Below are 24,128 nucleotides of genomic sequence, written 5' to 3'. Positions count from 1 at the left end.
CCAGACAGCGTGCCGGCGGTGGATAAGGAAGTGACGTCATGAAGCCAACGGGCGCGATACCAGCTGAGTTTCGTAGTGAGGTACCACTGGTAATCGGAGGAAAAAACGCGGAAGAATGGGTAGAGGCGGCGGGCGATACGCCCTTGTTTGTCTATGATTTCGGCATGGTGGCGAGCCGCATGGCGCTGTTCCGAGAGACGATGCCGGCCGGACTCGACCTTCACTATGCGATCAAGGCCAACCCGTTCGCTCCGCTGATTGCCGCAATCGCCCCTCTGGTCGACGGCCTCGATGTCGCCTCCAAGGGCGAGATGGCGCTCGCACTGGCGGCGAAGCCGGGTGCGACGATCAGCTTTGCCGGACCCGGCAAGCGCGACGATGAGATCGAGGCGGCGATCGCGGCGGGCGTCACGCTCAATCTCGAATCCGAGGGAGAGGCGAGCCGCGCGCTGCTGGCGGCGGAGCGGCTTGGCGTCACGCCCCGGCTCGCGGTGCGGGTCAATCCCGAGATCGAGCTGCGCGGATCAGGTATGCGGATGGGCGGCAGGGCCTCGCCCTTCGGCATCGACGCTGATCGTGCAGCAGCGCTGGCAAAGCGCATCATCGCTGCTGGTGCCGATTGGCGAGGCTTCCACATCTTCGCGGGCTCACAGGCCCTGGATGCAAACGCGATCATCGAGACCCAGGCGGAGACGCTTGCGTTGGCCGGGCGGCTGGCGGACGAGGTTGGCGCCGCGCCGCCCCTGGTCAATCTCGGCGGCGGCTTTGGCATCCCCTATTTCCCGGGAGAAGTGCCGCTCGATGTGGCTTCGGTGGGCGCAGCCCTTGGCGACGCCATGACGTCACTGCCTAGTGCACTGAAAGACACGCGCTTCGCGATCGAGCTCGGGCGTTGGCTGGTGGGCGAGGCCGGCGTGTATCTCACCCGGGTGATCGACCGTAAGCAAAGTCGCGGCGAGACGTTCCTGGTGGTCGATGGTGGTCTGCACCACCAGCTCGCTGCCTCGGGCAATTTCGGCACGGTGGTGAAGCGCAACTACCCCGTCGCCGTTGCGACAGTGGCCGCAGGCGCCGAAACCGAAACGGTCACGGTCGTCGGTTGCCTGTGTACACCGCTGGATCGCCTGGCCGATCGGGTGACCCTGCCGGTGGCCCAGCCTGGTGACCTTATCGCCGTCTTCATGGCAGGGGCGTACGGCCTGTCGGCGAGCCCGAGCGCCTTCCTCGGACACCCGTTTCCCGCCGAAATCCTGGCCGGTTCGGCCGATAGTCCTAACGCTATCTTAACCCCCCCAACTGCATAGCCGACCCGATTGCCGCGAACCTTGCCGGAGTGACGTCACCGGCATGCCTTTGCGGTCGGAGGGAAGTCGCATGCGTTTTACGGGTCGATTCAATAGTTTAATGCTGTTGGCCAGCAGCGGACTTATCCTTAACGGCTGCGTAAGCGGTGGCCGTTCCGAACTGCCGCCCGCCGCCTTTGTCGCCAGCCACGAGCAGCCGGGCGAAGAATATATCATTGGCCCGCTCGACCAGCTCAACATCTTCGTGTGGCGCAACCCCGAACTGTCGGCAAAGGTGCAGGTACGCCCCGATGGCCGGATCACGACGCCGCTGATCAGCGACATGCCCGCGGTCGGCAAGACGCCGGCGATGCTCGCCGACGACATGAAGATTGCGCTTGGCGAATATATCAAAGACCCGATCGTCTCGGTGATCGTCGAGAATTTCTCTGGCACCTACAGCCAGCAGGTCCGCATCGTCGGTGCGACGGCGAAGCCGGCCTCGATCCCATACCGCGCCAACATGACCCTGCTCGATGCGATGATCGCGGTCGGCGGCCTAAGCGAATATGCTGCCGGCAACCGCGCCAAGCTGGTCCGCTACGATCGCAACACCGGCAAGCAGCGCGAATACAACATCAAGCTCTCCAGCCTGCTCAAGAACGGCGATTCGAGCGCGAATGTCCGGCTCGAGCCTGGCGACGTGATCATCATCCCCGAGAGCATGTTCTAGGAGCGCCGGGGGGATGAACGGCCTTTACGATGAGATCAGGGTCGCGATCCACGCGATCTGGACGCGGCGCTGGCTTGCGCTCGCGGTCGCCTGGGCGATCGCGATCGTCGGCTGGCTGTTCGTCTCGCAGATCCCGAACAGCTACGAATCGCGCGCCCGCGTCTTCGTCCAGATGCAGACGATCCTGCCCAACGCGGTCGGCATCAGCCCCGCCGAGCAGCAAAAGGATATCGACACGATCCGCCAGACCCTCACCTCGGCGGTGAATCTGGAAAAGGTCGTGCGTGGCACCGATCTCGCCAACAGCGTCTCGAGCCCGGCCGACGTTTCGGATCGCGTCGCGGGCCTGCAAAAGGCGATCAAGATTACCGCTCAGCAGGATAATCTGTTCGAAATCGTGGTGACCGGATCGAGCCCTAAGGTAGCGCGCCAGGTTGTCCAGAAGCTGATCGACATTTTCGTCGAGCAGAATCTCGCAGGTAATCGTGTTGAGACGACCCAGTCGCTCGGCTTCCTCGATTCGCAGCTTCAGGCGCGCCAGAAGCAGCTTCAGGAGGCCGAGGCAAAGCGCACCGATTTCCAGAATCGCTATCTCGGCTCGCTTCCCGGCACCGGCTCGCTGAACGACCGGATGAGCGCAGTCCGCAGCCAGATGTCGCAGATTGACAGCGATCTCGCCGCTGCGCAGTCGAGCCTCGCGGCTCTCAACGGTCAGCTTGCCGGCACGCCTGCCATGGTGGCTGGCGGCGGTACCAGCGGCGTCGGGCCCGCCCGCGCGCGCCTCTCGGCGATCCAAGGCCAGCTCGCCGAGGCGCGGTCGCGCGGCTTTACCGACAATCATCCCGATGTGATCGCGCTGAAGAGCCAGATGGCGGCGGCACAGGCCGCGGCGCGGAGCGAGCCGGTCAGCGCCGGCGGCGGCGCGAATAACCCGCTCTATCTGTCGCTGAAGTCGATGCAGGCTGACAAGCAGGCGACCGTCGCCTCGCTGACGATGCGCAAGACTCAGCTCCAGGGCGATCTCGACACGCTCAACGCCAAGCTCGCAGGCGATCCGGCGGTAGCCGCCGAGCAGTCGCAGATCGAGAACGACTATCAGGTGCTCAAGGACCAATATGGCAAGCTGCTGGCTGAGCGCGAGGCGATCAAGCTGCGCGGCCAAGCCCAGACGCAGACCGACTCAGTCAAGTTCAGCGTGATCGACCCGCCGACCGCACCGCGCGTGCCGACCGCTCCCAACCGTCCGCTGCTGCTGACCGGCGTGCTCCTGGCCGGCATCTGCGGCGGCATCGGCGCTGCCTTCGCAATGGGTCAGCTCCAGACCACTTTCGCGACCGCCAGCCGGCTCGAGCGCGCGACCGGCATGCCGGTGATCGGATCGATCGGTGAAATGGTGACCCGAGCTCAGATCGCGTCGCGTCGTCGCAAGCTCGCTTATTTTGGCGGCGGAGCGGGAGCGCTCGCACTCGCCTATGTCGCGTTGCTCGGTGTCGAGATGCTCCAGCGGGGCCTTGTGGCATGACCGACATGACACCCCGCAAGATGAAAGGCTCGCTGCTCGAACGCGCCGCCCAGCTCTATGATCTCGGCGTGCCGCCCCGCGAGCCGCTTGTGCAAAAGGAGCGGCGCGCGCAGCAGGTGCAGGCAATTCCCCTTCAGCAACCGCCCGAGTTGCAGGAGCCTGTGGCGCAAGAGGCAGCACGCGAAGAGCCTGCGCCCCAGGAGCCCGCGCCAAAGCCGATCCATGCGCCTGCGAGCGAGGACGCGCCGCGCCCCCGTATCCGTATCCTTCAGTCGAGCGTGCCGGCGGTCTCGATCGATCGCGAGATGCTCGCGGAAAAGGGCCTGCTCGTGCCGGGCGCGCCGATCGGCGCCCTCGTCGAGGAATTCCGCCAGGTGAAGCGCCAGCTGCTCCAGACCGCACGCGTCGTGAAGAAGGTCGACGGCGATCGCTCGCGGACCGTGCTGGTCTGTTCGGCAAAACCTAATGACGGCAAGACCTATTGTGCAGTCAACCTCGCCATTGCGATGGCGGCTGAGCGCGATGTCGAGGTGCTGTTGATCGATGCCGATTTCGCCAAGCCCGACGTGATGAAGCGGCTCGGGCTGAAGGACGGTCCCGGCCTGCTCGACGCGCTGGCCGATCCCAATATGGATGTCGAGGCCTGTGTGGTCGCGACCGATATCCCGCAGCTCAGCCTGTTGCCGGCGGGCACCAAATCGAACAACGACACTGAGCTGGTCGCAAGCCGCCGCACGGGCGAAGTGATCGCCGCGTTGCTGGCGGCCGACCCGAAGCGCCTGCTGATCTTCGATTCGCCGCCCGCGCTCGCGGCGACACCGGCCTCGGTTCTGGCCAACCATGCCGGGCAGGTGATGCTCGTGGTCCGTGCGGACCGCACCAGCGAGGGGGACCTGCGCGAGGCAGTCGCGCTGCTCGAGGGGTGCGAACATATTCAGTTGGTGCTGAACGCCGTGTCGTTCGCGCCGGGGGGGCGCCGCTTCGGTGGCTATTACGGTCAGGAGGACGCGACATGACGCGTGCGCTCATTATCGGCGCCGGCATTGCCGCTATGTTTTTCGCTTCGCCTGCTTCTGCGGACGATCACGCGCGTCGCAAATCGATTACGCCCTATATCGAGATCGGCCAGGTGCTGACCTCCGATCTGCAGACCGGCGACGTGCTGACCTATTCGACGGTCGCGGCAGGCGTGGATGCATCGATCCAGACCAAGCGCACCCAGTTCCAGGTCAGCTATCGTTATGAGCGGCGCATCTCCTGGGACAAGAAGGTCGGCGACGATACCGTCCATAGCGGGCTTGCGCGTGCCGCCGTGCAGGTCGTGCCCGGCTTCACCATGGAAGGCGGCGCGCTCGCAACTCGGGCGCGCTCGGATATTCGCGGCTCGGCGCCCGGCGTCCTCGCCGGCAATGTCGACAATATCTCGCAGGTCTATGCGGCCTATGCCGGCCCGACCCTGTCATCGCATGTCGGCCCGGTCAGCGTCGGCGCCAGCTATCGGTTCGGCTATACCAAGGTCGAGGCGCCGGGAGAGACTGGCGTGCGGCCGGGCAGCGCGCCGCTCGATAAGTTCGATCATTCCACCAGCCATGTCGTCCAGGGTACGGCGGGCGTGAAGGCGGGCACGGTGCTACCGGTCGGGATCACGGTGAGCGGCGCTTATGAGCGCGAAGACGCAAGCCAGCTCTCGCAGCGTTACGAGGGCAAATATGCCCGGGGTGATGTGGTCTTGCCAGTGACGGGAACGCTCGCGCTGACCGCAGGCGGCGGTTACGAGAAGATCACGGTCAGCCAGAAGGATGTCTTGCTGGACGTCGGCGGCAACCCTGTCGTGGACAGCAAGGGTCGGTTCCAGACGGCGCCGGGCTCGCCGCGCCGGATCTCCTATGAGACTGACGGGTTCATCTACGAAGCCGGCGTCGTCTGGAGGCCATCGCCGCGCACCACGCTGCAGGCGCGGGTCGGCAAGCGTTATGGCGGCACGACCTATACCGGTTCGCTCAGCTATGCGGCATCGAAGTCGGTGGGCGTTCAGGTCGGCGTCTATGACAGCGTCGAGACCTTCGGGCGTCAGCTGCGTGACGGCATCGCCAGCCTGCCGACCAGCTTCATCAACCAGCGCGATGCGTTCGGCCAGCAATTCACCGGCTGCACCTATGGCGCGTCGAGCAGCGCCGCAGGCGGATGCCTCAACGGTGTGTTCCAGTCGATCTCCACCTCGGCCTACCGCGCACGCGGAGTCGATGCGGTGCTCACCGCCAACCGGGGTCCGCTCACCTTCGGCGTCGGTGCCGGCTATGCCAATCGCAGGTTCTACTCGCCCGGCGGCAGCGGTTTCGTGACCAATGGCCTGACCGACGAAAGCTATTACAGCACAGGCTTCGTCTCGGCGAAGATCGACCGGAATTCAGGTGTTTCGGGTGATCTGTTCATGAACTACTACAAGAGCGGAATCTCAGGCGCCCCCGCAGTGCTGGGCACGGGCGCGACTGGTCTCTACTACCATAATTTCGGACGGATCGGGACGACCGCGTCGCTCGGGATCTATCAGTTCAGCCAAAAGGGTTCGGACGATCAGGTTTCAGGCTCGGCTGAGCTCGGAATGCGCTATCAATTCTGAAACGTGGCCGGCCCACGCCGGCACGAGGACGGTGACGATGTACGACGACCATTACGGATTGAGCGGACGGCCGTTCCAGCTGACGCCTGATCCGCGTTTCTGGTTCGATACCGCCACGCATCGCAAGGCGATGGCCTATCTCGGCTATGGCCTGGCTCAGGGCGAGGGCTTCATCGTCATCACTGGTGACGTCGGTGCGGGCAAGACGACCCTGGTGGGCCACCTGATGGCGACGGTCGATCGCGAGCGGCTCCATATCGTCAAGATCGTCTCGACCCAGATCGAAGCTGAAGATCTGCTGCGGATGGTCGCGGGCGGCCTCGACGTAGAATCCGGCGGCATGACCAAGGCGCAGCTGCTGGTCGCGATCGAGCGCGCGCTCCATGCGATGGCGCGCGCGGGCCGGCGGACCCTGCTGATCGTCGACGAGGCGCAGGCACTGCCGGTCTCAGCGCTAGAAGAACTGCGCATGCTCTCGAACTTCCAGGCGGGCGGCCATGCGCTGCTCCAGATATTCCTGCTCGGCCAGCCCGAGTTCCGCCAGCGGCTGCACGGATCAGACCGGCTCGAACAGCTCCGCCAGCGCGTGATCGCGATGCACCATCTCGATCCGATGGGGCCTGAAGAGGTCGAGCCCTATATGCTCCACCGCCTCTCGGTTGTCGGCTGGGAGGGGCGGCCGCGTTTCACGCCCGATGCCTTTGCCGCGCTTTACAAGGGTTCGGACGGCGTTCCGCGGCGGCTCAACCAGCTTGCCGGACGCGTGCTGCTGTTCGGCGCGATCGACCAGCTCGATACGATCGATGCGCGCGTCGTAGCAGCGGTGATCGAGGATATCGCCGGTGATTCCCCGGCACCGAAGCACGAGCCGTTTGTCGAGACCGCGCCACCATTGCCGATTTCTGGCGGTGCGCAGGGATATGAACCACGCCCGATCCGTGCGGTTCGCGACGAGCCGGCACCGATAGCGGAGCCAGTGCTCCCGCCTGAGATCAGGCCCGAGACCAGAGTCGAGATCAGGCCCGAGCTCAGGCGCGAGCTTGGCCGTGAACTCGGGCGCGAGCCTCGGCGGGACCGAGACCCTGGCCGAGAGCGCGGCGGCGATGCGGCACTCCTTGCCCGGATAGCGACGCTCGAGACGCGGATCGAGGAGCAGGATGCAGCGCTTCGGCGTGTGCTCACCCTGTTGGTCGATTGGGTCGAGGGCGAGCAGCAGCCCGATCTGGCCGCGATCCGTGCGGCAGGCGGCTAACGCTGCCATGCGCAATGCGCTGTCCGTCGATGTCGAGGACTGGTTCCAGGTCGGCGCGTTCGAGAAAGTGATCGACCGGGCCGACTGGGACAGTTTCGCGCCCAGGGTCGAACGCAATACCGATGCCGTGCTAGCCTTGTTTGCTGAGAGCGGGGTCAAGGCGACCTTCTTCACGCTTGGCTGGGTGGCGCACCGCTTCCCCGGATTGATCAGGCGGATCGTCGACCAGGGCCATGAAGTGGCCAGCCATGGCTGGGATCACGCCCGTGTCTTCACTATGGATCCGGCAACGTTCCGCGACGATCTTGCCCGCACGCGTGCCACGCTCGAGGATGCCGGCGGTGTCGCGGTGACCGGCTATCGTGCGCCGAGCTTCTCGATCGACACGCGTACTCCCTGGGCGCACCCGATCCTCGCCGAGGCCGGATACACCTATTCATCGAGCGTCGCCCCGCTCCACCATGACCATTATGGCTGGCCCGAGGCACCGCGTTTCGCCTTCCGCCCGGTCGAGGGTGCCGATCTGATCGAAGTGCCGGTGACGGTCGCTGAGATCGCCGGGCGCCGCGTCGCGACAGGCGGGGGGTTCTTCCGGCTTATCCCGGCAGCGCTCACCCATTATTCGATCCGCCAGGCCAAGGGCGCGGGACAGCCGGCGATCTTCTATTTCCATCCCTGGGAAATCGATCCGGGCCAGCCGCGGGTCGCCAATGCACCGCTGCGGTCGAAATTGCGGCACTACTCCCGGCTGGGCGCAATGGCGGGCAAGCTGCGTACCCTGATCAAGCGGCACGACTGGGGACGGATGGACGCCGTCGTCGCTGAAACCCGGGCTGCGCTTGATCACCAGATAGCGGCATGAACATGCCGCTATCTTCGGCCCTGCTCGGTATCCGGACGATCGACCTGCGCGAATCGGGCGAGCGGGCAAGGCTCGATGCGTTTGTACGTGCGCACCCACAGGCCACGCCCTTCCATCTGCCCGCCTGGAGCGTGGCGGTGGCGGAGGGCTGCGGCCAGAAGAGTCATACCCTTGTCGCCGAGCGTGCCGATGGGTCGCTGGTTGGTATGGTGCCGCTGACCGAGATCCGCTCGAGCCTGTTCGGCAAGGCGCTCGTCTCGAACGGCTTTGCGGTTGGCGGCGGAATCCTCGCTGAAGGCGACGCCGCGGTCCAGGCGCTTGCCGACGCGGCCTGGGCGCTGGCCGAGAGGCTTGGTTGCCCGACCCTCGAATTGCGCGGTGTCGGCGGCGACGGCGCCGAATGGATCGTCGACGATAACAGCTATCTCGGCTTCACCCGGCCGCTTGCCGCATCGGACGAGGAAGAGCTCACTGCGATCCCGCGCAAGCAGCGCGCTGAAATCCGCAAGGCGCTGCAAAATGATCTCGAAGTGGTGACCGGCCGTCACGATGCCGACGCGCGCGAGCACTACAGCGTTTATGCTGAGTCGGTGCGTAATCTCGGGACGCCTGTCTTCCCGTCGAAGTTGTTTCGGGCCGTTTTACGCGAATTTGGTGACTCCGCAGATATCCTGACGATCCGGCAGCAAGGAGCCGCAGTGGCGAGCGTGCTGAGCCTCTACTTGAACGGCACTGTCTTCCCCTATTGGGGCGGCGGCACTGAAGCCGCGCGCGCGCTGCGCGCCAATGATCGCATGTATTTCGCGCTGATGGCGCATGCCCGCGGCAAGGGCTGCACACGCTTCGATTTCGGGCGGTCCAAGGTTGGCACAGGGGCTGCCGCCTTCAAAAAGAACTGGGGTTTTCAGCCTGTTCCATTGATGTATGTTAAACGTGTGGCTGCCGGGGGGACGCTGCGCGAAATCAATCCATTGAACCCGCGCTATCGGCTTCAGGTTGCCGCATGGAAGAAACTACCGCTCTGGGCCGCCAACCGGCTCGGGCCGTGGATTTCAAAGGGACTCGGCTGATGGGCGACATCCTGTTTCTGGCACATCGCGTGCCGTACCCGCCGGATCGCGGCGACAAGATTCGCGGCTTCAACGTGCTGAAATTCCTGTCGGGGCGGAAGCGCGTCCATCTCATCGCCTTTGCCGACGATACACGCGATATGAAGCGCAAGGATGGCCTGGCAAAGCTGACCGGCAATCGCTCGATCATATGGCGGTCGAAACCGCGCGCCGTCGCCGCGCTCGAAGCTTTGTTCAGCCGCAAACCGGTATCGCTCACTGCGTTCGAGAACCGGCCCTTGCGCGAGGCGGTCGACAATATCCTAGCCCGGCATTCGATCGACACGATCTACGTCTTTTCAAGCCAGATGGCGCAATATCTGCCGGCGCGGCCGCGGCAGCGCGTGATCATGGATTTCTGCGATATGGATTCAGCGAAATTCGCTGCCTATGCGAAGACATCCACCGGCCCCACGCAGTGGTTCATGAAGCGCGAAGCTAAGATGATGCTCAACCATGAGCGCTCAGTCGCCAATCGCGCCGATGCCAGTCTCTTCGTCAGCGAGGCGGAGGCCGAGCTGTTCCGCTCGAAGACCGGCGCCGAACGCGTGCATGTCGTCGAGAACGGCATCGACACGGTCTTTTTCGACCCAACCGCGCAGTTCAAGCGGATCGACTCGACCGGTGCGCTGATCGTCTTCACTGGCCAGATGGATTATCGCCCGAACATCGAGGCGGTGGTCTGGTTCGTCGAGACAATCCTGCCCCATATCCAGACACGCCACCCGCATGCCCGCTTTGCGATCATCGGCCGCAACCCAACCGAAGCGGTCAAGGCGCTGGCGAAACAGCGCGGTGTGATTGTGGCCGGGGAGGTTGCCGATGTGCGTGGCTGGATCGCAGCGGCTTCCGTCGTCGTCGCGCCGTTGAAGCTGGCGCGGGGCGTGCAGAACAAGGTGCTCGAAGCAATGGCGATGGCGCGGCCGGTGGTTGCGTCAGCGGCTGCCGCGCAGGGCATCGAGCATGGCGGCACGATCCGCGTCGGCGAGACGGTTGGCGAGATCGCTGACGAGGTGATCGCCGTCCTCGACGATGCGTCGGGGGCCGCGGCCATGGGCAACGCCGCCCGTGCGCAGGTGCAGCGCCGTTACAGCTGGGAGGCGTGCCTCGCGCCGCTCGACAAAATCCTTGGCATTCGGGTGAAGGCGCCGCCGCGAAAGTCAGCGGCATGACCATCGCCGTCCCGGCGGCCGAGTTCGCGGCCGGGACCAAGACTGACGCCGTGCGGTGGCGGCGCCATGCCGGAGTCCTCGGCGCGGTCGCCGTCATTCTCCTGCTGATGTTCCAAACCGATGCCGCTGGCCTCGCGAAAATCTGGTGGACCAGCACGACCTTCGGGCATTGTTTGTTCATCGCCCCGGTCATCGCCTGGCTGGTGTGGCAGCGCCGCGGCGGGCTCGCTCTGGTGAAACCGGCTGCGTGGTGGCCGGGGCTGGCTCTGGTCGCGGTCGGCGGCTTTGGCTGGCTGCTGGGTGATGCGGCGAGCGTCGCGCTGGCACGGCATCTCGGGCTGGTGATGATGCTGCAGGGCGCGGTGGTGACGATCCTCGGGCCGAACGTCGCACGCGCGCTGCTCTTCCCGCTTTGCTACGCCTTTTTCCTGGTCCCGTTTGGGGAGGGACTTCAAGCCCCGCTCCAGACCATCACGGTCGCGATGACGATGCCGTTGCTTCATCTGTTTGGCGTGCCGGCGCAGGTCGATGGCGTGCTGATCACCATCCCTAATGGCTATTTCGAGGTCGCCGAAGCGTGCTCCGGCACGAAGTTCGTGATCGCGATGATCGCCTATGGGGCGCTGGTCGCCAATGTCTGTTTCGTCTCGTGGCGCCGGCGCGCTGTTTTCATGGTGTTGGCGCTGATCGTGCCCATCATCGCGAACGGCCTGCGCGCATTCGGGACGATCTATGCGGCCTATCTCACCTCGGTCGAGCGGGCGACCGGCCTTGACCATATCGTCTATGGCTGGATCTTCTTCGGACTGGTGATGGCGGCGGTGCTCGCGATCGGCTGGCGCTGGTTCGACCGCGCGCCCGATGCCCCGGTATTCGATCCGGCAACGCTTCAGGCCGTACCCGGGCGCCGGATCGACCTGCTCGTCGCAGCGGCGCTGGCTTTGGCGGTCGCGGCCATATTCCCCGCCTGGTCGGCAGCCGTCGCTGGTCGGGCGGAAACGCTCCCCGCATCGATTTCGCTTCCCGAAGTTCCGGGCTGGCACCGCGCCCAAATGAGTCTGCGCGCGCCCTGGTCGCCTTATTACCCCGGCGCTGACCATTATCTGATCGGTCGCTATGAGAACGGGCAGGGCGACGCTGTCGATCTCGCCATCGCCGTCTATGGCAGCCAGCATGAAGGCAAGGAGCTCGTCTCCTTCGGGGTCGGCGCCCTTCGGGAGGACGATGTCTGGGTGCGGGTCGATGACCTGCCCGATCTCGCCGGTGGCGCTGCGATGCTGGTGACGGCTCCCGGGCCAGTCCAGCGCCAGATCGTCACCTGGTACCGGGTCGGCAACGTCGTGACGCATGACGACAAGATGGTGAAGCTCGAAACGCTGAAGGCGAAGCTGCTCGGCGGCCCGCAGCGCGCGGTTGCTGTCCATATGTCGACAGAAGTCCTTCCCGGTCGCGATCCGCGCGCGGCGATGGAGCGGTTTGTCCAGGCGCTCGGCCCGATCGAAGCACTGGCGGATCATAGCGCCGGGCTGCGCTGACCTGCGCTCCATTTCGGGTCGTGCGAGCTTGTCGAAGCGCCCGCCTTCTTGTCTAGGGTAGCGCGACGCAGCCGTCCTTGATGCTCGGGACGAACGGGGGAGTAAGGTCGGACCATGTGCGGCATCGCCGGGATATTCTATCCCGCCACGCCAAAACCCGTTGATCCGGCGCGTATCACCGCGATGGCGGACGCGCAGGCGCATCGCGGGCCTGATGGTTCCGGCGTCTGGACGGCCCCCGGCGTGGGGCTGGGACACAGGCGTCTCTCGATCATCGATGTCGCCGGGAGCCCGCAGCCAATGGCGAGCGCTGACGGCGCGCTGACCGTCACCTATAACGGCGAGATCTATAATTTCGCCGAACTGCGCACCGAGCTCCAGGCACTGGGTGCTGTGTTTGCCACCAGAGGTGACACCGAGGTGCTGCTCCATGGCTGGCAGGCTTGGGGCTCGGCGATGCTCGAAAGGTTGAACGGCATGTTCGCCTTCGCGCTCCACGATTCGCGGCGGCAATGCCTGTTTCTCGCGCGCGACCGGCTCGGGGTAAAGCCGCTTCATTATGTCGAGCTGTCGGACGGCGGCGTTGCGTTCGCGTCAGAGCTGAAGGGCCTGCTCGCGCACCCGCTGCTGCGGCGAACGCCCGACATCCGCGCGGTCGAGGATTATATGGCACTCGGCTATGTGCCTGACGACGCGTGCCTGATCGAGGGCGTGAAGAAGCTGCCGGCCGGCCATTCGCTTCTGATCGAGCGTGGCAAGCCGGTGCCGACACCCGCGCGCTGGTGGGATATCGATTTCTCGCGGCGGGCGACTGGGTCAGCCAAGGCGCTGCGGGAAGAACTCATCGGGCGTTTGCGGGACGCGGTCACCTCGCGGATGGTGGCGGACGTGCCCTTGGGAGCGTTTCTGTCCGGCGGCGTCGATAGTTCGGCGGTGGTCGCTTTCATGGCCGAGGCGTCGAAGCGCGCAGTGAAGACCTGCACGATCGGCTTTGACGAGGCAGGGCTCGACGAGCGCGCTTATGCCAGCCAGATCGCAAAGCGCTTCGCCACCGAGCATCGCGAGAGGGTCGTCGCAGCTGACGATTTCGCGCTGATCGACACGCTGGTCGGTGCCTTTGACGAGCCCTTTGCCGATGCCTCGGCGCTCGCGACGTACCGCGTGTGCCAGCTTGCGCGTGAGAATGTCACGGTCGCGCTGTCGGGCGACGGCGCCGATGAGGCGTTCGCCGGCTATCGCCGCTACAAATTCCAGGTAGCGGAGGAGCGGATACGACGATTGCTGCCGCCATCGATCCGCGCCGGTGCTTTCGGAACGCTCGGCCGCCTTTATCCCAAGGCCGATTGGGCGCCGCGCCCGATGCGCGCGAAGACGACCTTGCTCGCGCTCGCCGAGGATGGCGCTGAGGCCTATGCGCGCTCGGTTGGCGTGACGACCCCGGCGCTCCGCGCTCAGCTCTTCACAGCGGAAGCGCGGCGCGCACTCGGCGGGCACCGTGCCGAAGATCGCTATGTCCGAACCATGCGCAATGCCCCGGCGCGCGACGCGCTGGATCGAGCGCAATATGCCGATTTCCAGCACTGGCTGCCCGGCGACATCCTGACCAAGGCTGATCGTACCAGCATGGCGGTCAGCCTAGAAGCACGCGAGCCCTTGCTCGATTACCGGCTGGTCGAGTTCGCTGCGACGCTGCCGGCGTCGATGCGGCTCAGGGGTGGGCAGGGCAAATGGCTGATGAAGAAGGCGATGGAGCGCTATCTCCCGCGCGACATTCTCTACCGGCCCAAAATGGGCTTCGTCACGCCGATCAGCGCGTGGTTCCGAGGACCGCTCGCCGACGAGGCGGCGAACCTTGCCCGGTCGCGTGTACTGGCCGGGTCCGGCTGGTTCGAACCAGCCATGATCGAACGCCTCGCCGCCGATCACCGCGCCGGGCGCGCTGAGCATGGCCGGACGCTGTGGCAGCTCGTTATGCTCGAGCGATCGATGGAGCGCTTGTTCGGTTGAGTCCACGCTCGCGAGGCAGCTTGGCGTGATGCGATGGGAGAGGTGCGGCGGTTCAGCGTTCACGCACTTCGATACGGCGCGTGGGAATAGTATTTCGGCCGTGCATCAAGTCGGACGTGCAGCCATGATACGCCGAGTCCCGAGGTGCTGATCCAGCAGGTCTGCTCCCGTGCGAGCCACGGTCGCGCGGAATGGGCGATGTGGCGCCACAAGGCACGGACCTGATCGGCCGAGGCGGTCCGTAGAAAGCTCGCGAGGTGTGCGTAATTGGCGCTATCTCCGCGGTCTCGGGGAACGACGAGATCAGCGTCGCCGCCGAGGTTGCCGAATGCAGTTACATCACCCTGGGCCGCAGCGAGCTGCACCGCGAAGGGTGCTGCGTCAGCTCGCAGCCGCGCGAGCCCCGGTGCATGCTTCAGAATACATTCAAAAGGTCGATCCGCGCTGTTACGGGTGAGAGCTGGCGTTTCCCAGAAATAGGCCGACATTGGCGCTTCGATCAGAGCGTTGGTGAAGACGGCACAGAAGCCGTCATCGGAAGCCCACCGATCCAGTACGTCGCGCCAAGTCAGATTGGCACAGTCTTCGACGAAGCTCAGATGAATCGTCGTCGGATCGAGGGAGTTGGCGACCGCGATGCACCGGCCAGCTGAAGTCGTCATGGCATATTTCCGTTCTGTCACAGCCGTAGCTTGAAGCGGGGCAATTCGATTCAACCGCAACCGGAATCGTTGCATTGTGCAAACCGGACGGAGCGTAAATTCTCCGCCCCGCTCTTTGACATGATGGTCGAAACTTCGGTGCTCCGCCCGTCCCTGTTCCTTCCCTGTTATGGACGCGGCGCTCCCTGTTATCTCCAACAGCCTCCCTGTTATTGAATTAACAGGGAGACTGCCTTCCAAGATACTGAATAAGCGTGTTAAATTTGCCGAAAAAATCCAACAAAAGGGCCAAAATCGGGGCAAAAAATAAAATCCTCCCTGTTCCTTCCCTGTTAATCGCCAATAACAGGGAGAAAACGGCGGATATTACCTCAAAAGATGCATCGCGGCGTGGAGCGTCAGCGCCATGAGGCAGAGCGTCGAAAGCGAGAAGATCGCAAAGCGGACGATCACGCGGTTGAAGGTCGCCTGGACGATACTGTGCACGATGCGGAGCACTACATAAGCCCAGGCGATCATGAGGTTCACTCCGCCGCCTGCACCAAGCATCGCGAGCACCAGCGCGATTGCGTAGAACAGCGTCGGCTGCTCCATCAGATGATTGTAATTGTCTGCCGGCCATTGCGACTTGGGCGGTATGACCTTCTTCAAGTCAGCGCCGCTGCCCCCGACCAGGTTCTTCGTGTCGATCTTCGCCGCACTCATGGCTGGCAGGCGCGTGGCGTACATCCAGAGCCACATCACCAGGCTCCAGGCGATCAGCGCGACGATCGGCGCGAGGATCGGGCTATGGTCGGTCATGTCAGGCAGCTCCCCTCTTGTTATGGACGAGAGGCTGCCTCAATCGGTACGGATTTGCAACTTACCTCAGTGCGCGCCCGGCGACACGAACTGGTGCACGAAACGAACCTCTACCGCCGTATAACCCTTGGCACGGTCCTTGGGGTCGCTCGCGGTGTTTGAAAACACGTACAGCGCCTCAGCGCTGCCGTCGGACGCGATTTTCTGCTCGCCGCTGGCATGCGAGGTGATATCGCCGACCTTCATGTCCATCGGTTTCATCTTGTTATAGCCGCCGCCGGCTGCTGTTTCATATGGCTCGGCGACAGCATAATAGGTCGCAAGGTCGGGAAATCCCGACGGTGTTTGGCGCCGGACTGAGCAGGCATGGTAGGGCGGCGCCTCGATCGTCACGACGAATTTCTCGGCGCCATCATCGATCGTCCAGCCGCGACCGGGATCGTCGTGCAGATAAATCTGGACCTCGTCCGGTTTGAGCGGAGTCGCTCCCTTTGCCGTCATCGCCGCGGCGACCGACTCGTCCTTGGGAAAGTCCTTGAGACAGACCTCGTCATACAGTGCGGTCATCCTCGAAAGAATGCCGTCATCCGTAGCGGCCTGTGCCGCGGGTGCTGCCGCCAGCGCCAATGCAATCGCCGTCAACATGAGCTCTCTCCTCCCGGTTCAGCGGGGAAGGTGACTCATCCGGTTCCTGGCGTCCATAGGCGCTGGCGACAAAATACTCAGTCGAAGCTGGCGCCCCAGCGGCGCTTGGCGCGGTTCTTCCACAGGCCGCGATGATAGGCGTCGCTGGCGAGCAGCGGCATCACCGAGCCGGCTTCCGCGAAGACCATCTGCTCGATGCCGGTGTTGACCTTGCCCCAGCTTGCGGCCTCCTGAAGCGTCGACGAGGAGCAGGCGCCATCGCGGACATCGGCGACGGTGATCTGCACCGCATATTTGTGCACCTGGACATCGTCGTGACCGAGGATCTCGGCGCAGACGACAGTGTCCTGGATGAAGTTCTTCGGTACGCCGCCGCCGATCATCAGCAGGCCAGTTGTGCCCGCCTTGATCTTGATGTCGGTCAGTTCGCGGAAATCGGCGATCGCGTCGAGCACCATGTACGGCTTGCCCTCCTTGGCGCGGTCGACCTGGTGCTTGACCAGCCCGAAGCCGGCCGACGAGTCGACGAATGCCGGGCAGAAGATCGGCACGTCATGCTCATAAGCCAGCTTGACCAGGCTGTTGTCCTTCTTGCCGTTCTCGACGAGATATTTGCCCATCTCGCGGATGAACGCGCGGCTCGAATAAGGTCGCGCTTCGAGGCTGTTGGCGATCTCGTAGATCGTGTGGTCGCAGTCCTGCAGCTGCTCTTCGTCGATATAGGTATCGTAGATCCGGTCGATCAGCAGCGAGCGCAGCGTGTCGTCATCAGGCACTTCGAGCGCCTGATAATGTTTGTGGCCAAGCCCTTCGAAGAAATCCATGTCGACGATCGAAGCGCCAGTCGCGACCACGCCGTCGATCATGTTCGAGCGGAGCAGCTCGGCATAAAGGTCCATGCAGCCGCCGGCCGAGGTGGAACCCGCGATCACCAGGAAGATCGTGCAGTCGGGGTCGGCGAGCATCTGGTTATAGATGTCGGTCGCGCGGCCGAGATCGCGGCTCGTGAAGCTCATCTTCTTCATCGCATCGACGATCGGTCGCGCGTCGAAGCTGGTGATGTCGATATGCTCGACGGTGGTGGACAGCAGTTCCGCCTTGCGGGTGTCGTTGATGGCTTCCGTCATGATGGTCTCCTTGTTCCCCTCCCGCTTGCGGGAGGGGCTAGGGGAGGGCATGTCGCCGCTCCCCAATGATTACAGGCCCTCCCCCAGCCCCTCCCGCAAGGCGGGAGGGGGAAGAAGAGCGATAGGATCAGGCTGTTACAGCGTGACGACGTTCGAAGCGACCTCGCGCTCGTCCGCCGTGTACAGCGACGCCATCGGCTCGTCCGCGACGATAACCGTCTCGTCCGATCCGAAGCCGTTGAACGCAGTCCGCATTGCGCAACCATAGGCGCCGAGCATGCCGATCTCGATATAATCGCCGGCACGCGTATCGGCGGGCAGCAGGAACGGGCCGGCCATATGGTCCATGTCGTCGCAGGTCGGGCCGTAGAAGCTGAATTCCATCAGCTTCGCCCGGCTATCCGGCTCGCGCAGCAGCTCGACCGGGAAACGCCAGCCGATATGCGCTGCATCGAACAGCGCGCCATAGGCGCCGTCATTGATGTACAGCTCATCACCGCGGCGCCGCTCGACGCGTACGATCAACGAGCTGTACTCGGCGCACAGCGCGCGGCCTGGTTCGCACCAGAGCTCGGACGAATAGCTAACCGGCAGGCTCTCGAAGGCGCGGTGGATCGTCTCGAAATAGCGCTCGAGCGGGGGTGGTTCCATGCCCGGGTAGGTCGAGGGGAAGCCGCCGCCGACATCGATCACGTCGACCGTGACGGCTGCCTCGACGATGGCGGCACGAACGCGCTCCATCGCATTGGCATAGGCTTCGGGCGTCATCGCCTGCGAACCGACATGGAAGCAGATGCCGAGCGCATCTGCAGCCTGGCGTGCCGCGAACAGCAGCGCCTTGGTCTCGCCGGGCGCCGCGCCGAACTTCGACGCGAGGCTGAGCTTCGAATGTTCCGACGACACGCGCAGGCGGACGCACAAAGTCAGGTCCTGAGCGGACCGCGTCGCGCGGACAATCTTTTCCAGCTCATCAATGGAATCGAGCGAGAAGACGCGAACGCCGTGGGTGAAATAGGCTTCCTGGATCGCTTCCTCGGCCTTGACCGGGTGCATGAAGCACAGGGTCGCTTCCGGAAGCGTACGTGCCACGAGCCGGACCTCGGCAATCGAGGCGACGTCGTAATGCGTGATTCCACTATCCCACAGAACCTGAAGCAGGTCGGGAGACGGATTCGCTTTCACGGCATACATCGAGCGACCCGGAAACTTCTCGACGAAGAAGCGGGCGGCACGCGATGCTGCGTGCGGACGAATGAGCGTTACCGGCTGAACCGGTCCGTGCTTAGCGATATCGATGCCGCGAACGGCGTTCGAAAGGGTGGTCGCTAACCCCAGCGCGCTATGATGCTTGTGCAACTCAAGGGACCTCCAAGTGCCTGACGGCGGACGAAAGCTGCCTTGCGGTTGGAAGTCCCATGGGGCAGCGGGAAGCGCGAAATAGGATCGACATTCGCGGATGTAAAGCGGAATTGAACCTACGGAGATTCGATGTGACATTTGTGCGACAGCCTACACGAGCCGGAGTGCGGGACGCCGCAGCGAAGATTGCAGCAATCCTGCCGCCATCGCCGCTGTTCGTTGCAGAAATCCGCGGGATTTCAGTGGCTTTCAAGGCTGAGTCGCTGCAGCCGGTCGGCGCATTCAAATTGCGCGGAGCGTGGCATCGGCTGACCGCAATCGATTCGGAATTGAGGGGCAAAGGCGTCGTGGCCTTCTCGTCGGGCAACCACGCGCAAGGGGTGGCCTGGGCGGCCAGGCGGCTCGGCATGCCGGCGGTGATCGTGATGCCGTCCGACGCGCCCAAATCGAAACGCGATGGCACACTGGCGCTGGGTGCAGAAGTCGTCGCCTATGACCGCGCGACTCAGAGTCGCGAGACGATGGCGGCGCAGCTCGCCGAGGCGCGCGGCGCGGTCTTGGTGCCGAGCTTCGACGACCCCTGGATCATTGAGGGGCAGGGCAGCGCCGGTCTCGAGGCCGAATCGCAGATGGAGGCGATGGGGCTGGGCCCGGTCGTGAATGTCGTTGTGCCCTGCGGTGGCGGCGGACTGGCAGCCGGCGTCACGCTGGGGCTGCGCGATGCAATGATCACTGTCGTCGAGCCTGAGGGCTGGGACGATATGCGTCGCTCATTGGAGGCAGGCTGGATCGAGCCCGTCGGTCCGAATCCGCCGCCGACTGCGTGTGACGCGCTCCAGACTCCGCTCGTCTCGCAGCTGACCTTCGACGTGCTGTCACGGCGCGGCGTTCAGGGCGTTGCGGTCAGCGAGACCGAGATTCGCACGGCGCAACGCTGGGCGGCGGAGCGGTTGCGATTGGTGGTCGAACCGGGCGGCGCGGTCGCGCTGGCCGCTTTGCTCGCGGGCAAGGTCGATGTGACGGCCGGCACGCTCGTCATCCTGTCGGGCGGCAATGTCGATCTTGCGGCCTATGGCGCAGTGCTGGCAGGGGCGGGCGCATGACGCCCGCCCTGACCGGAATTGCCGCCGCCGCGCCTGCGATTGCTATGCTCGCGGCCTTTGCCTGCCTGATCGGCGGCGGCGTGCTCATCGCCAAGCAGCGCGACGTGAAGAAGGGTGTCTTGATGCTGGTGATGGCCGTCGTGCTGATCGGCAATGTGGTGATCTGGACGCTTTAGCTTTCGCCAAGCAGGTCCAGGGCCAGCTTTTCCATCTCGTCGTGCCAGGCGAGCCGGGCGCGCCAGTGGCTCGGGATACCACTCGCGCCGTAAAGCGCGCCCGCAAGTTGGCCGGTGATGGCCGCCACTGTGTCGGCGTCGTCGCCAAGATTGGCCGCGAGCAGGATGGCTTCCTCGAAGGAGGCGGTATTCGCCACGCTCCACAAAGCTGCCTCCAGGCTGTGAACGACATATCCGCTCGACTTGATCTGGTCGCGGGACTTTTCGCGCCATGAGCCCGCGAAAATCTCAGCAACGCGGGATGGTGCTTCAAGGGCGAATGGGGCGAGCACATCGTCACGTGACGCGCCCAGGATTGCGCGGGCGGTAAGCACCGCAAAACCCTCACAGGCGGCCAGGCATTCCTGGGCGCCATGGGTGAGGCAGCTTTGCTGGCGGGCGATGTCGGCAACGACATCCTCGCCACGACGGGCGCACCAGATGGCGACCGGAGAGAGCCGCATCAACGATCCGTTGCCGGCGGAGTGCGTGGCGCTTGACCCGGCAAAGGGATTGCCGTCGGAACGGAATTGACCGAGCGCTGCCCGTGTCGCCATGCCGATATCGAAGCAGGTGCCAGTGCAACTATAGGCGCCCTGAAGAAACCAATCCGAGAAGCGCGCCATGCAGTCGTGCGCGTCGAACACGCCCTCTTCAGCCAGGCTGTAGCCGAGCGCGAGGGCCATCGCCGTGTCGTCAGTCCATTGCCCCGGCTCCAGACCAAATGGCCCGCCGCCAACCATGTCGGTCAGCGGCGGCTTCGTGTCTCGGCGGGAGAATTCGAGCGTCGTGCCAACCGCGTCGCCTGCCGCAAGCCCGAGCAAGGCACCAACGGCGCGATCCTCGATGCTCCCCGCAGTCGTCACCGAATCGGTGAGTTAGGATCGAGCCGCATGTCGAGATATTTGTCCACGCTTCCCATCAGCTCGGGCATCTCATGCTCGAAGAAATGGTTCGCCTTGGGGATGGTGTCGTGGTGGATGGTGATGTGCTTCTGGGTGCGCAGCTTGTCGACCAGCTTCTGGGTCGCGAGCGGCGTCACCACTTCGTCAGCCTCGCCCTGGATGATGATTCCCGAAGCGGGGCACGGCGCGAGGAAGGTGAAGTCGTACATGTTCGCGGGCGGCGCGATCGAGATGAAGCCGCGGATTTCCGGGCGGCGCATCAGCAACTGCATGCCAATCCAGGCGCCGAAGCTCACGCCGGCGATCCAGGTCGTCGAAGCTTCGGGATGGAAGCTCTGCACCCAGTCGAGCGCGCTCGCCGCATCGGAGAGCTCGCCGACGCCATTGTCGAACGCGCCCTGGCTCTTGCCGACGCCGCGGAAGTTGAAGCGCAGAGTCGCGAAGCCGCGGCGCTGGAAGGTCTTGTAGAGCTCCTGCACGATGCGGTTGTTCATCGTGCCGCCGGCGGTGGGATGCGGGTGCAGGATCATCGCCACCGGTGCGCGCGGGCGCGGGGCTGGAGCGAAACGGCCTTCGAGACGGCCTTCGGGACCGGGGAAAATAACTTCTGGCATTTGACCTGCTGACATAATGTTGCGCTCGGGTGGAGCGCAGGAATGTGCGCGCTATATAGGCGACGTGCCCATTTTCGCAATTGGAACCACAATACTGTCCGACCGCCTCTATCTCGACCACGCCGCGACGACCCTAATCCTCCCCGAAGCCGCCGCTGCGGTGGCGGATGGGATGGCACGCTGGGCCAACCCGTCCTCGCCGCATGCCGAGGGGCGAGCGGCACGGGCCGCGCTTGAAGAGGCGCGCGCGGGGATCGCAGCTGCCTATGGCTGGAAGGGTGAGCTGCTGTTCACCAGCGGTGCCAGCGAATCGCTCAGCATCGCGCTTTCCCGGTCGGTGGCCGATCGCTGCCTGATCTCTGCGGTCGAGCATGATTCGGTGATTCGTGCCGCGGCCAACGCTCCGGTGGTGCCGGTCGATTCGTCCGGCCGGATCGACACGCAGGCCCTGGATGCGGCGCTGGCGATGCCAGGACGGCCCTTGGTTGCGATCCAATGGGCCAATAGCGAGACTGGCGTGCGTCAGCCGGTCGCTGCGCTTGCGGCGCGGGTCAAGGCAGCAGGGGGGCTGCTCCTGGTCGATGCGGCGCAGATGCCGGCTGGTGCCGACCCCGATATAACGGCTTGTGCCGATTTCATCGCGATCTCGGCACACAAGCGCGGCGGCCCGCCGGGGATCGGGGCGCTGCTGGTGCGCGATCTCGGAACGCTGATACCGAGTGGCGGGCAGGAGCGCGGCTATCGCCCCGGCACCGAGAATCTGCCTGGCGCGCTTGGCTATGCGGCAGCGCTCGAAGTGCCCGAGGATATTGCGGGCATGGCAATGCTCCGAGCGCAGCTTGATGATGCGATCACACGCTCGGGCGGCGATGTCGTGGCGGCCGGGCAGCAGCGTCATCCGGCGATCGGCTCGTATCGGATGCGCGGCCTGGCCGCGACGACGCAATTGATCCGTTTCGACATGGCCGGCATCGCAGTCTCGGCGGGCAGCGCCTGCTCGTCCGGCAGCATGAAGCCGAGCCATGTCCTCGGCGCGATGGGCTGGAGCGTCGAGGCTTCCCGCGAAGTGGTGCGGGTAAGCTTCGGCCGGGCGACGACTGCGGCCGATATCGAGCGTTTCGTGGCCGAATGGCGCACGATCTCGCGCTCGGCACGGGCGTTCGCGGCATGATTTATCTCGATTATCAGGCGACCACACCGCTCGCGCCCGAAGCGCTTGCCGCGATGCTGCCCTGGCTCGAAAACCAGCACGCCAATCCGCATTCGGCGCATGCGCCGGGCAGAGCAGCAAAAGCTGCCGTCGAGGTCGCGCGCGATGCCGTGGCGGCATTGCTCCCACCGGGCGGCAGAGTCAGCTTCACCAGTGGTGCGACCGAGGCGATCAACTGGGCGATCAAGGGTGTAGGGCCCGGCGCGATCGTGACGCTCGCGACCGAGCATGCTGCGACGCTCGACACGGTCGAGGCGATGGCCCGGACGGGCAGGGCCATAACGGAGTTGCCGGTCGGTCCCGACGGCCTCGTCGATCTTGCCGCTGCCAAAGCCGCCATTGCGCCCGGCACGGCGCTTGTGGCGGCGATGCTGGTCAACAACGAGATCGGCGTGATCCAGCCGATCGCCGAGCTTGCGGCACTGGCACGCGCGGCGGGCGCTCTGTTCCTGTGCGATGCGGTGCAGGGCTATGGCCGCGTCGCAATTCCGGATAGCTGCGACCTGATCGCTATCTCCGCGCACAAGATCCATGGACCAAAGGGGATCGGTGCCCTGTGGATCCGCGACGGCGTGTCGATTGCGCCTCTTCTCCATGGCGGCGGACAGGAAGCGGCGGGGCGGTCCGGCACGCTGTCACCGGCTCTTTGCGCTGGATTCGGCGCCGCGGCGCGCCTTTCCTCGGACTATCATGAGGATGACACCCGGCATATCGAGCAACTCTGGGGATTGGCCATCGAACGGCTTGGGGAGGATTGGATCATCAACGGATCTGTCGAGCATCGTTACCATGGCAATCTCAATGTCCGCCATGACGGGCTCGATGTGAATCGGCTGATGTCCGGGCTTCGCGATATTGCCTTTTCCGCCGGCTCAGCCTGTGCGAGCGGATCGGGCCGGCCGAGCCATGTACTGCGCGCGCTTGGCCTCAGCGATGCGGAGGCGCGCAGCAGCATTCGGCTCGGTTTCGGGCGGTATACGAGCGAGGATGAGATCATGAGCGCCATCGACGGGATCATGGCCGCCGCGACAGCGCAACGGATCGCCGCCTGATGCTGGTGCGGTTCATCGGCGCCGACGGCACCATCAGTGAGGTCGAGGCAAAAGCCGGTGATCGCCTGCTCGAGATCGCCCAGGCCAATGGGCAGCCGCTCGAGGGCACATGCGAGGGGCAGATGGCCTGTTCCACCTGCCATGTCATCGTCGATGCCGGTGATTTCGACCGGTTGCCAAAGGCGAGCGAGGATGAGGAGGATATGCTCGATCTCGCCGCCGGCGCGACCCGCACCAGTCGGCTTGCCTGCCAGATCTGGCTCGACGCTGCATTCGATACGCTGACGGTCCGGATTCCGGGGGAAGCGCGGAACATGCAGGGCCGTTGATCATTTCGCTC

The 24,128-nt window shown here is 64.6% G+C and carries 23 protein-coding genes; 16 read left to right on the top strand and 7 right to left on the bottom strand.

Translation table 11 applies throughout. The features are described from left to right. Positions 1-38: 38 nt before the first annotated feature. From AC1DVS_RS19875 to AC1DVS_RS19825, 11 genes are all read left to right on the top strand, one after another. Complete coding sequence (locus tag AC1DVS_RS19875; RefSeq protein ID WP_478025657.1) at positions 39-1,304, top strand: pyridoxal-dependent decarboxylase, exosortase A system-associated; 1,266 nt, start codon at positions 39-41, stop codon at positions 1,302-1,304. A gap of 100 nt (positions 1,305-1,404) precedes the next feature. Continuing rightward, a complete protein-coding gene (locus tag AC1DVS_RS19870; RefSeq protein WP_478025655.1) occupies positions 1,405-2,016 on the top strand; it encodes an XrtA/PEP-CTERM system exopolysaccharide export protein in 612 nt (203 codons plus the stop codon). 13 nt (positions 2,017-2,029) lie between these two features. Continuing rightward, entirely contained in the window at positions 2,030-3,538 is a 1,509-nt protein-coding gene (locus AC1DVS_RS19865; RefSeq protein ID WP_478025653.1) for an XrtA system polysaccharide chain length determinant, read from the top strand. Next, complete coding sequence (locus AC1DVS_RS19860; protein ID WP_478025651.1) at positions 3,535-4,554, top strand: AAA family ATPase; 1,020 nt, start codon at positions 3,535-3,537, stop codon at positions 4,552-4,554. The genes AC1DVS_RS19865 and AC1DVS_RS19860 overlap by 4 nt, the downstream gene beginning before the upstream one ends. Further along, positions 4,551-6,158, top strand: coding sequence for a hypothetical protein (locus tag AC1DVS_RS19855; RefSeq protein WP_478025649.1), 1,608 nt, complete (start codon positions 4,551-4,553; stop codon positions 6,156-6,158). Before AC1DVS_RS19860 ends, AC1DVS_RS19855 begins: the two co-directional genes overlap by 4 nt. A gap of 37 nt (positions 6,159-6,195) precedes the next feature. Further along, entirely contained in the window at positions 6,196-7,410 is a 1,215-nt protein-coding gene (locus AC1DVS_RS19850; protein WP_478025647.1) for an ExeA family protein, read from the top strand. Between the two features lie 7 nt (positions 7,411-7,417). Further along, the gene (locus tag AC1DVS_RS19845; RefSeq protein WP_478025646.1) at positions 7,418-8,272 is read left to right on the top strand and encodes an XrtA system polysaccharide deacetylase; all 855 of its coding nucleotides are present in this window, start codon (positions 7,418-7,420) and stop codon (positions 8,270-8,272) included. After that, positions 8,269-9,342 carry a FemAB family XrtA/PEP-CTERM system-associated protein gene (locus AC1DVS_RS19840; RefSeq protein WP_478025644.1) on the top strand — a complete coding sequence of 358 codons (1,074 nt, stop codon included), beginning with the start codon at positions 8,269-8,271 and terminating at the stop codon, positions 9,340-9,342. Before AC1DVS_RS19845 ends, AC1DVS_RS19840 begins: the two co-directional genes overlap by 4 nt. Beyond that, positions 9,342-10,553, top strand: coding sequence for a TIGR03087 family PEP-CTERM/XrtA system glycosyltransferase (locus tag AC1DVS_RS19835; protein ID WP_478025642.1), 1,212 nt, complete (start codon positions 9,342-9,344; stop codon positions 10,551-10,553). The genes AC1DVS_RS19840 and AC1DVS_RS19835 overlap by 1 nt, the downstream gene beginning before the upstream one ends. Next, the gene (gene xrtA, locus AC1DVS_RS19830; protein ID WP_478025641.1) at positions 10,550-12,088 is read left to right on the top strand and encodes an exosortase A; all 1,539 of its coding nucleotides are present in this window, start codon (positions 10,550-10,552) and stop codon (positions 12,086-12,088) included. The genes AC1DVS_RS19835 and xrtA overlap by 4 nt, the downstream gene beginning before the upstream one ends. A gap of 114 nt (positions 12,089-12,202) precedes the next feature. Then, positions 12,203-14,095: an XrtA/PEP-CTERM system amidotransferase gene (locus tag AC1DVS_RS19825; protein WP_478025640.1), complete on the top strand. Its 1,893-nt coding sequence runs from the start codon at positions 12,203-12,205 to the stop codon at positions 14,093-14,095. 59 nt (positions 14,096-14,154) lie between these two features. Here AC1DVS_RS19825 and AC1DVS_RS19820 read toward each other — a convergent pair whose 3' ends face one another. The 5 genes from AC1DVS_RS19820 to AC1DVS_RS19800 form a co-directional block, all read right to left on the bottom strand. After that, positions 14,155-14,757 (bottom strand): DUF6940 family protein, encoded by a 603-nt coding sequence (locus AC1DVS_RS19820; protein WP_478025639.1) that lies wholly within the window; start codon positions 14,755-14,757, stop codon positions 14,155-14,157. A gap of 366 nt (positions 14,758-15,123) precedes the next feature. Next, a complete protein-coding gene (locus AC1DVS_RS19815) occupies positions 15,124-15,558 on the bottom strand; it encodes an MAPEG family protein (RefSeq protein WP_478025638.1) in 435 nt (144 codons plus the stop codon). Positions 15,559-15,624: 66 nt separating this feature from the next. After that, a complete protein-coding gene (locus AC1DVS_RS19810; RefSeq protein ID WP_478025637.1) occupies positions 15,625-16,203 on the bottom strand; it encodes an NMCC_0638 family (lipo)protein in 579 nt (192 codons plus the stop codon). 77 nt (positions 16,204-16,280) lie between these two features. Continuing rightward, complete coding sequence (locus AC1DVS_RS19805) at positions 16,281-17,330, bottom strand: 1,9-bis(guanidino)-5-aza-nonane synthase (RefSeq protein WP_478025636.1); 1,050 nt, start codon at positions 17,328-17,330, stop codon at positions 16,281-16,283. 135 nt (positions 17,331-17,465) lie between these two features. Next, positions 17,466-18,686 (bottom strand): type III PLP-dependent enzyme, encoded by a 1,221-nt coding sequence (locus AC1DVS_RS19800; protein ID WP_478025635.1) that lies wholly within the window; start codon positions 18,684-18,686, stop codon positions 17,466-17,468. Between the two features lie 167 nt (positions 18,687-18,853). On the opposite strand from AC1DVS_RS19800, the gene AC1DVS_RS19795 reads away from it, so the two are divergent. Both AC1DVS_RS19795 and AC1DVS_RS19790 read left to right on the top strand, forming a co-directional pair. After that, a complete protein-coding gene (locus AC1DVS_RS19795) occupies positions 18,854-19,792 on the top strand; it encodes a threonine ammonia-lyase (protein ID WP_478025634.1) in 939 nt (312 codons plus the stop codon). Further along, positions 19,789-19,968: a hypothetical protein gene (locus AC1DVS_RS19790; protein ID WP_478025633.1), complete on the top strand. Its 180-nt coding sequence runs from the start codon at positions 19,789-19,791 to the stop codon at positions 19,966-19,968. The genes AC1DVS_RS19795 and AC1DVS_RS19790 overlap by 4 nt, the downstream gene beginning before the upstream one ends. Here the strand turns inward: AC1DVS_RS19790 and AC1DVS_RS19785 are convergent. Together AC1DVS_RS19785 and AC1DVS_RS19780 are read right to left on the bottom strand one after the other, a co-directional pair. Next, a complete protein-coding gene (locus AC1DVS_RS19785) occupies positions 19,965-20,873 on the bottom strand; it encodes an ADP-ribosylglycohydrolase family protein (RefSeq protein WP_478025632.1) in 909 nt (302 codons plus the stop codon). The genes AC1DVS_RS19790 and AC1DVS_RS19785 overlap by 4 nt on opposite strands. Next, complete coding sequence (locus AC1DVS_RS19780) at positions 20,870-21,526, bottom strand: alpha/beta hydrolase (protein WP_478025631.1); 657 nt, start codon at positions 21,524-21,526, stop codon at positions 20,870-20,872. Before AC1DVS_RS19780 ends, AC1DVS_RS19785 begins: the two co-directional genes overlap by 4 nt. 94 nt (positions 21,527-21,620) lie before the next feature. Here AC1DVS_RS19780 and AC1DVS_RS19775 point away from each other — a divergent pair, with 94 nt between their 5' ends. Genes AC1DVS_RS19775 through AC1DVS_RS19765 form a run of 3 tightly spaced genes read left to right on the top strand, consistent with a single transcriptional unit; the run spans position 21,621 to position 24,117 of the window. Beyond that, positions 21,621-22,697, top strand: coding sequence for a cysteine desulfurase family protein (locus AC1DVS_RS19775; RefSeq protein ID WP_478025726.1), 1,077 nt, complete (start codon positions 21,621-21,623; stop codon positions 22,695-22,697). Continuing rightward, positions 22,694-23,788 carry a cysteine desulfurase family protein gene (locus AC1DVS_RS19770; protein WP_478025724.1) on the top strand — a complete coding sequence of 365 codons (1,095 nt, stop codon included), beginning with the start codon at positions 22,694-22,696 and terminating at the stop codon, positions 23,786-23,788. The genes AC1DVS_RS19775 and AC1DVS_RS19770 overlap by 4 nt, the downstream gene beginning before the upstream one ends. Next, positions 23,785-24,117: a 2Fe-2S iron-sulfur cluster-binding protein gene (locus AC1DVS_RS19765; RefSeq protein ID WP_478025722.1), complete on the top strand. Its 333-nt coding sequence runs from the start codon at positions 23,785-23,787 to the stop codon at positions 24,115-24,117. Before AC1DVS_RS19770 ends, AC1DVS_RS19765 begins: the two co-directional genes overlap by 4 nt. Positions 24,118-24,128 lie beyond the last annotated feature (11 nt).

The organism is Sphingomonas sp. P3_C5, assembly GCF_056402635.1.
The sequence above is the reverse complement of the archived record's forward strand: the minus strand, read 5'-3'. Positions and strand labels throughout refer to the sequence as shown.

What these genes read in the sequence shown, in the direction of transcription:
- AC1DVS_RS19845 (WP_478025646.1), top strand. Translation starts at nt 7,418, where the DNA reads ATGCGCAATGCGCTGTCCGTCGATGTCGAGGACTGGTTCCAGGTCGGC.
- AC1DVS_RS19855 (WP_478025649.1), top strand. Translation starts at nt 4,551, where the DNA reads ATGACGCGTGCGCTCATTATCGGCGCCGGCATTGCCGCTATGTTTTTC.
- AC1DVS_RS19780 (WP_478025631.1), bottom strand. Translation starts at nt 21,526, where the DNA reads ATGCCAGAAGTTATTTTCCCCGGTCCCGAAGGCCGTCTCGAAGGCCGT.
- AC1DVS_RS19865 (WP_478025653.1), top strand. Translation starts at nt 2,030, where the DNA reads ATGAACGGCCTTTACGATGAGATCAGGGTCGCGATCCACGCGATCTGG.
- xrtA (WP_478025641.1), top strand. Translation starts at nt 10,550, where the DNA reads ATGACCATCGCCGTCCCGGCGGCCGAGTTCGCGGCCGGGACCAAGACT.
- AC1DVS_RS19790 (WP_478025633.1), top strand. Translation starts at nt 19,789, where the DNA reads ATGACGCCCGCCCTGACCGGAATTGCCGCCGCCGCGCCTGCGATTGCT.
- AC1DVS_RS19860 (WP_478025651.1), top strand. Translation starts at nt 3,535, where the DNA reads ATGACCGACATGACACCCCGCAAGATGAAAGGCTCGCTGCTCGAACGC.
- AC1DVS_RS19875 (WP_478025657.1), top strand. Translation starts at nt 39, where the DNA reads ATGAAGCCAACGGGCGCGATACCAGCTGAGTTTCGTAGTGAGGTACCA.
- AC1DVS_RS19770 (WP_478025724.1), top strand. Translation starts at nt 22,694, where the DNA reads ATGATTTATCTCGATTATCAGGCGACCACACCGCTCGCGCCCGAAGCG.
- AC1DVS_RS19815 (WP_478025638.1), bottom strand. Translation starts at nt 15,558, where the DNA reads ATGACCGACCATAGCCCGATCCTCGCGCCGATCGTCGCGCTGATCGCC.
- AC1DVS_RS19805 (WP_478025636.1), bottom strand. Translation starts at nt 17,330, where the DNA reads ATGACGGAAGCCATCAACGACACCCGCAAGGCGGAACTGCTGTCCACC.
- AC1DVS_RS19835 (WP_478025642.1), top strand. Translation starts at nt 9,342, where the DNA reads ATGGGCGACATCCTGTTTCTGGCACATCGCGTGCCGTACCCGCCGGAT.
- AC1DVS_RS19820 (WP_478025639.1), bottom strand. Translation starts at nt 14,757, where the DNA reads ATGACGACTTCAGCTGGCCGGTGCATCGCGGTCGCCAACTCCCTCGAT.
- AC1DVS_RS19840 (WP_478025644.1), top strand. Translation starts at nt 8,269, where the DNA reads ATGAACATGCCGCTATCTTCGGCCCTGCTCGGTATCCGGACGATCGAC.
- AC1DVS_RS19850 (WP_478025647.1), top strand. Translation starts at nt 6,196, where the DNA reads ATGTACGACGACCATTACGGATTGAGCGGACGGCCGTTCCAGCTGACG.
- AC1DVS_RS19825 (WP_478025640.1), top strand. Translation starts at nt 12,203, where the DNA reads ATGTGCGGCATCGCCGGGATATTCTATCCCGCCACGCCAAAACCCGTT.
- AC1DVS_RS19870 (WP_478025655.1), top strand. Translation starts at nt 1,405, where the DNA reads ATGCTGTTGGCCAGCAGCGGACTTATCCTTAACGGCTGCGTAAGCGGT.
- AC1DVS_RS19810 (WP_478025637.1), bottom strand. Translation starts at nt 16,203, where the DNA reads ATGTTGACGGCGATTGCATTGGCGCTGGCGGCAGCACCCGCGGCACAG.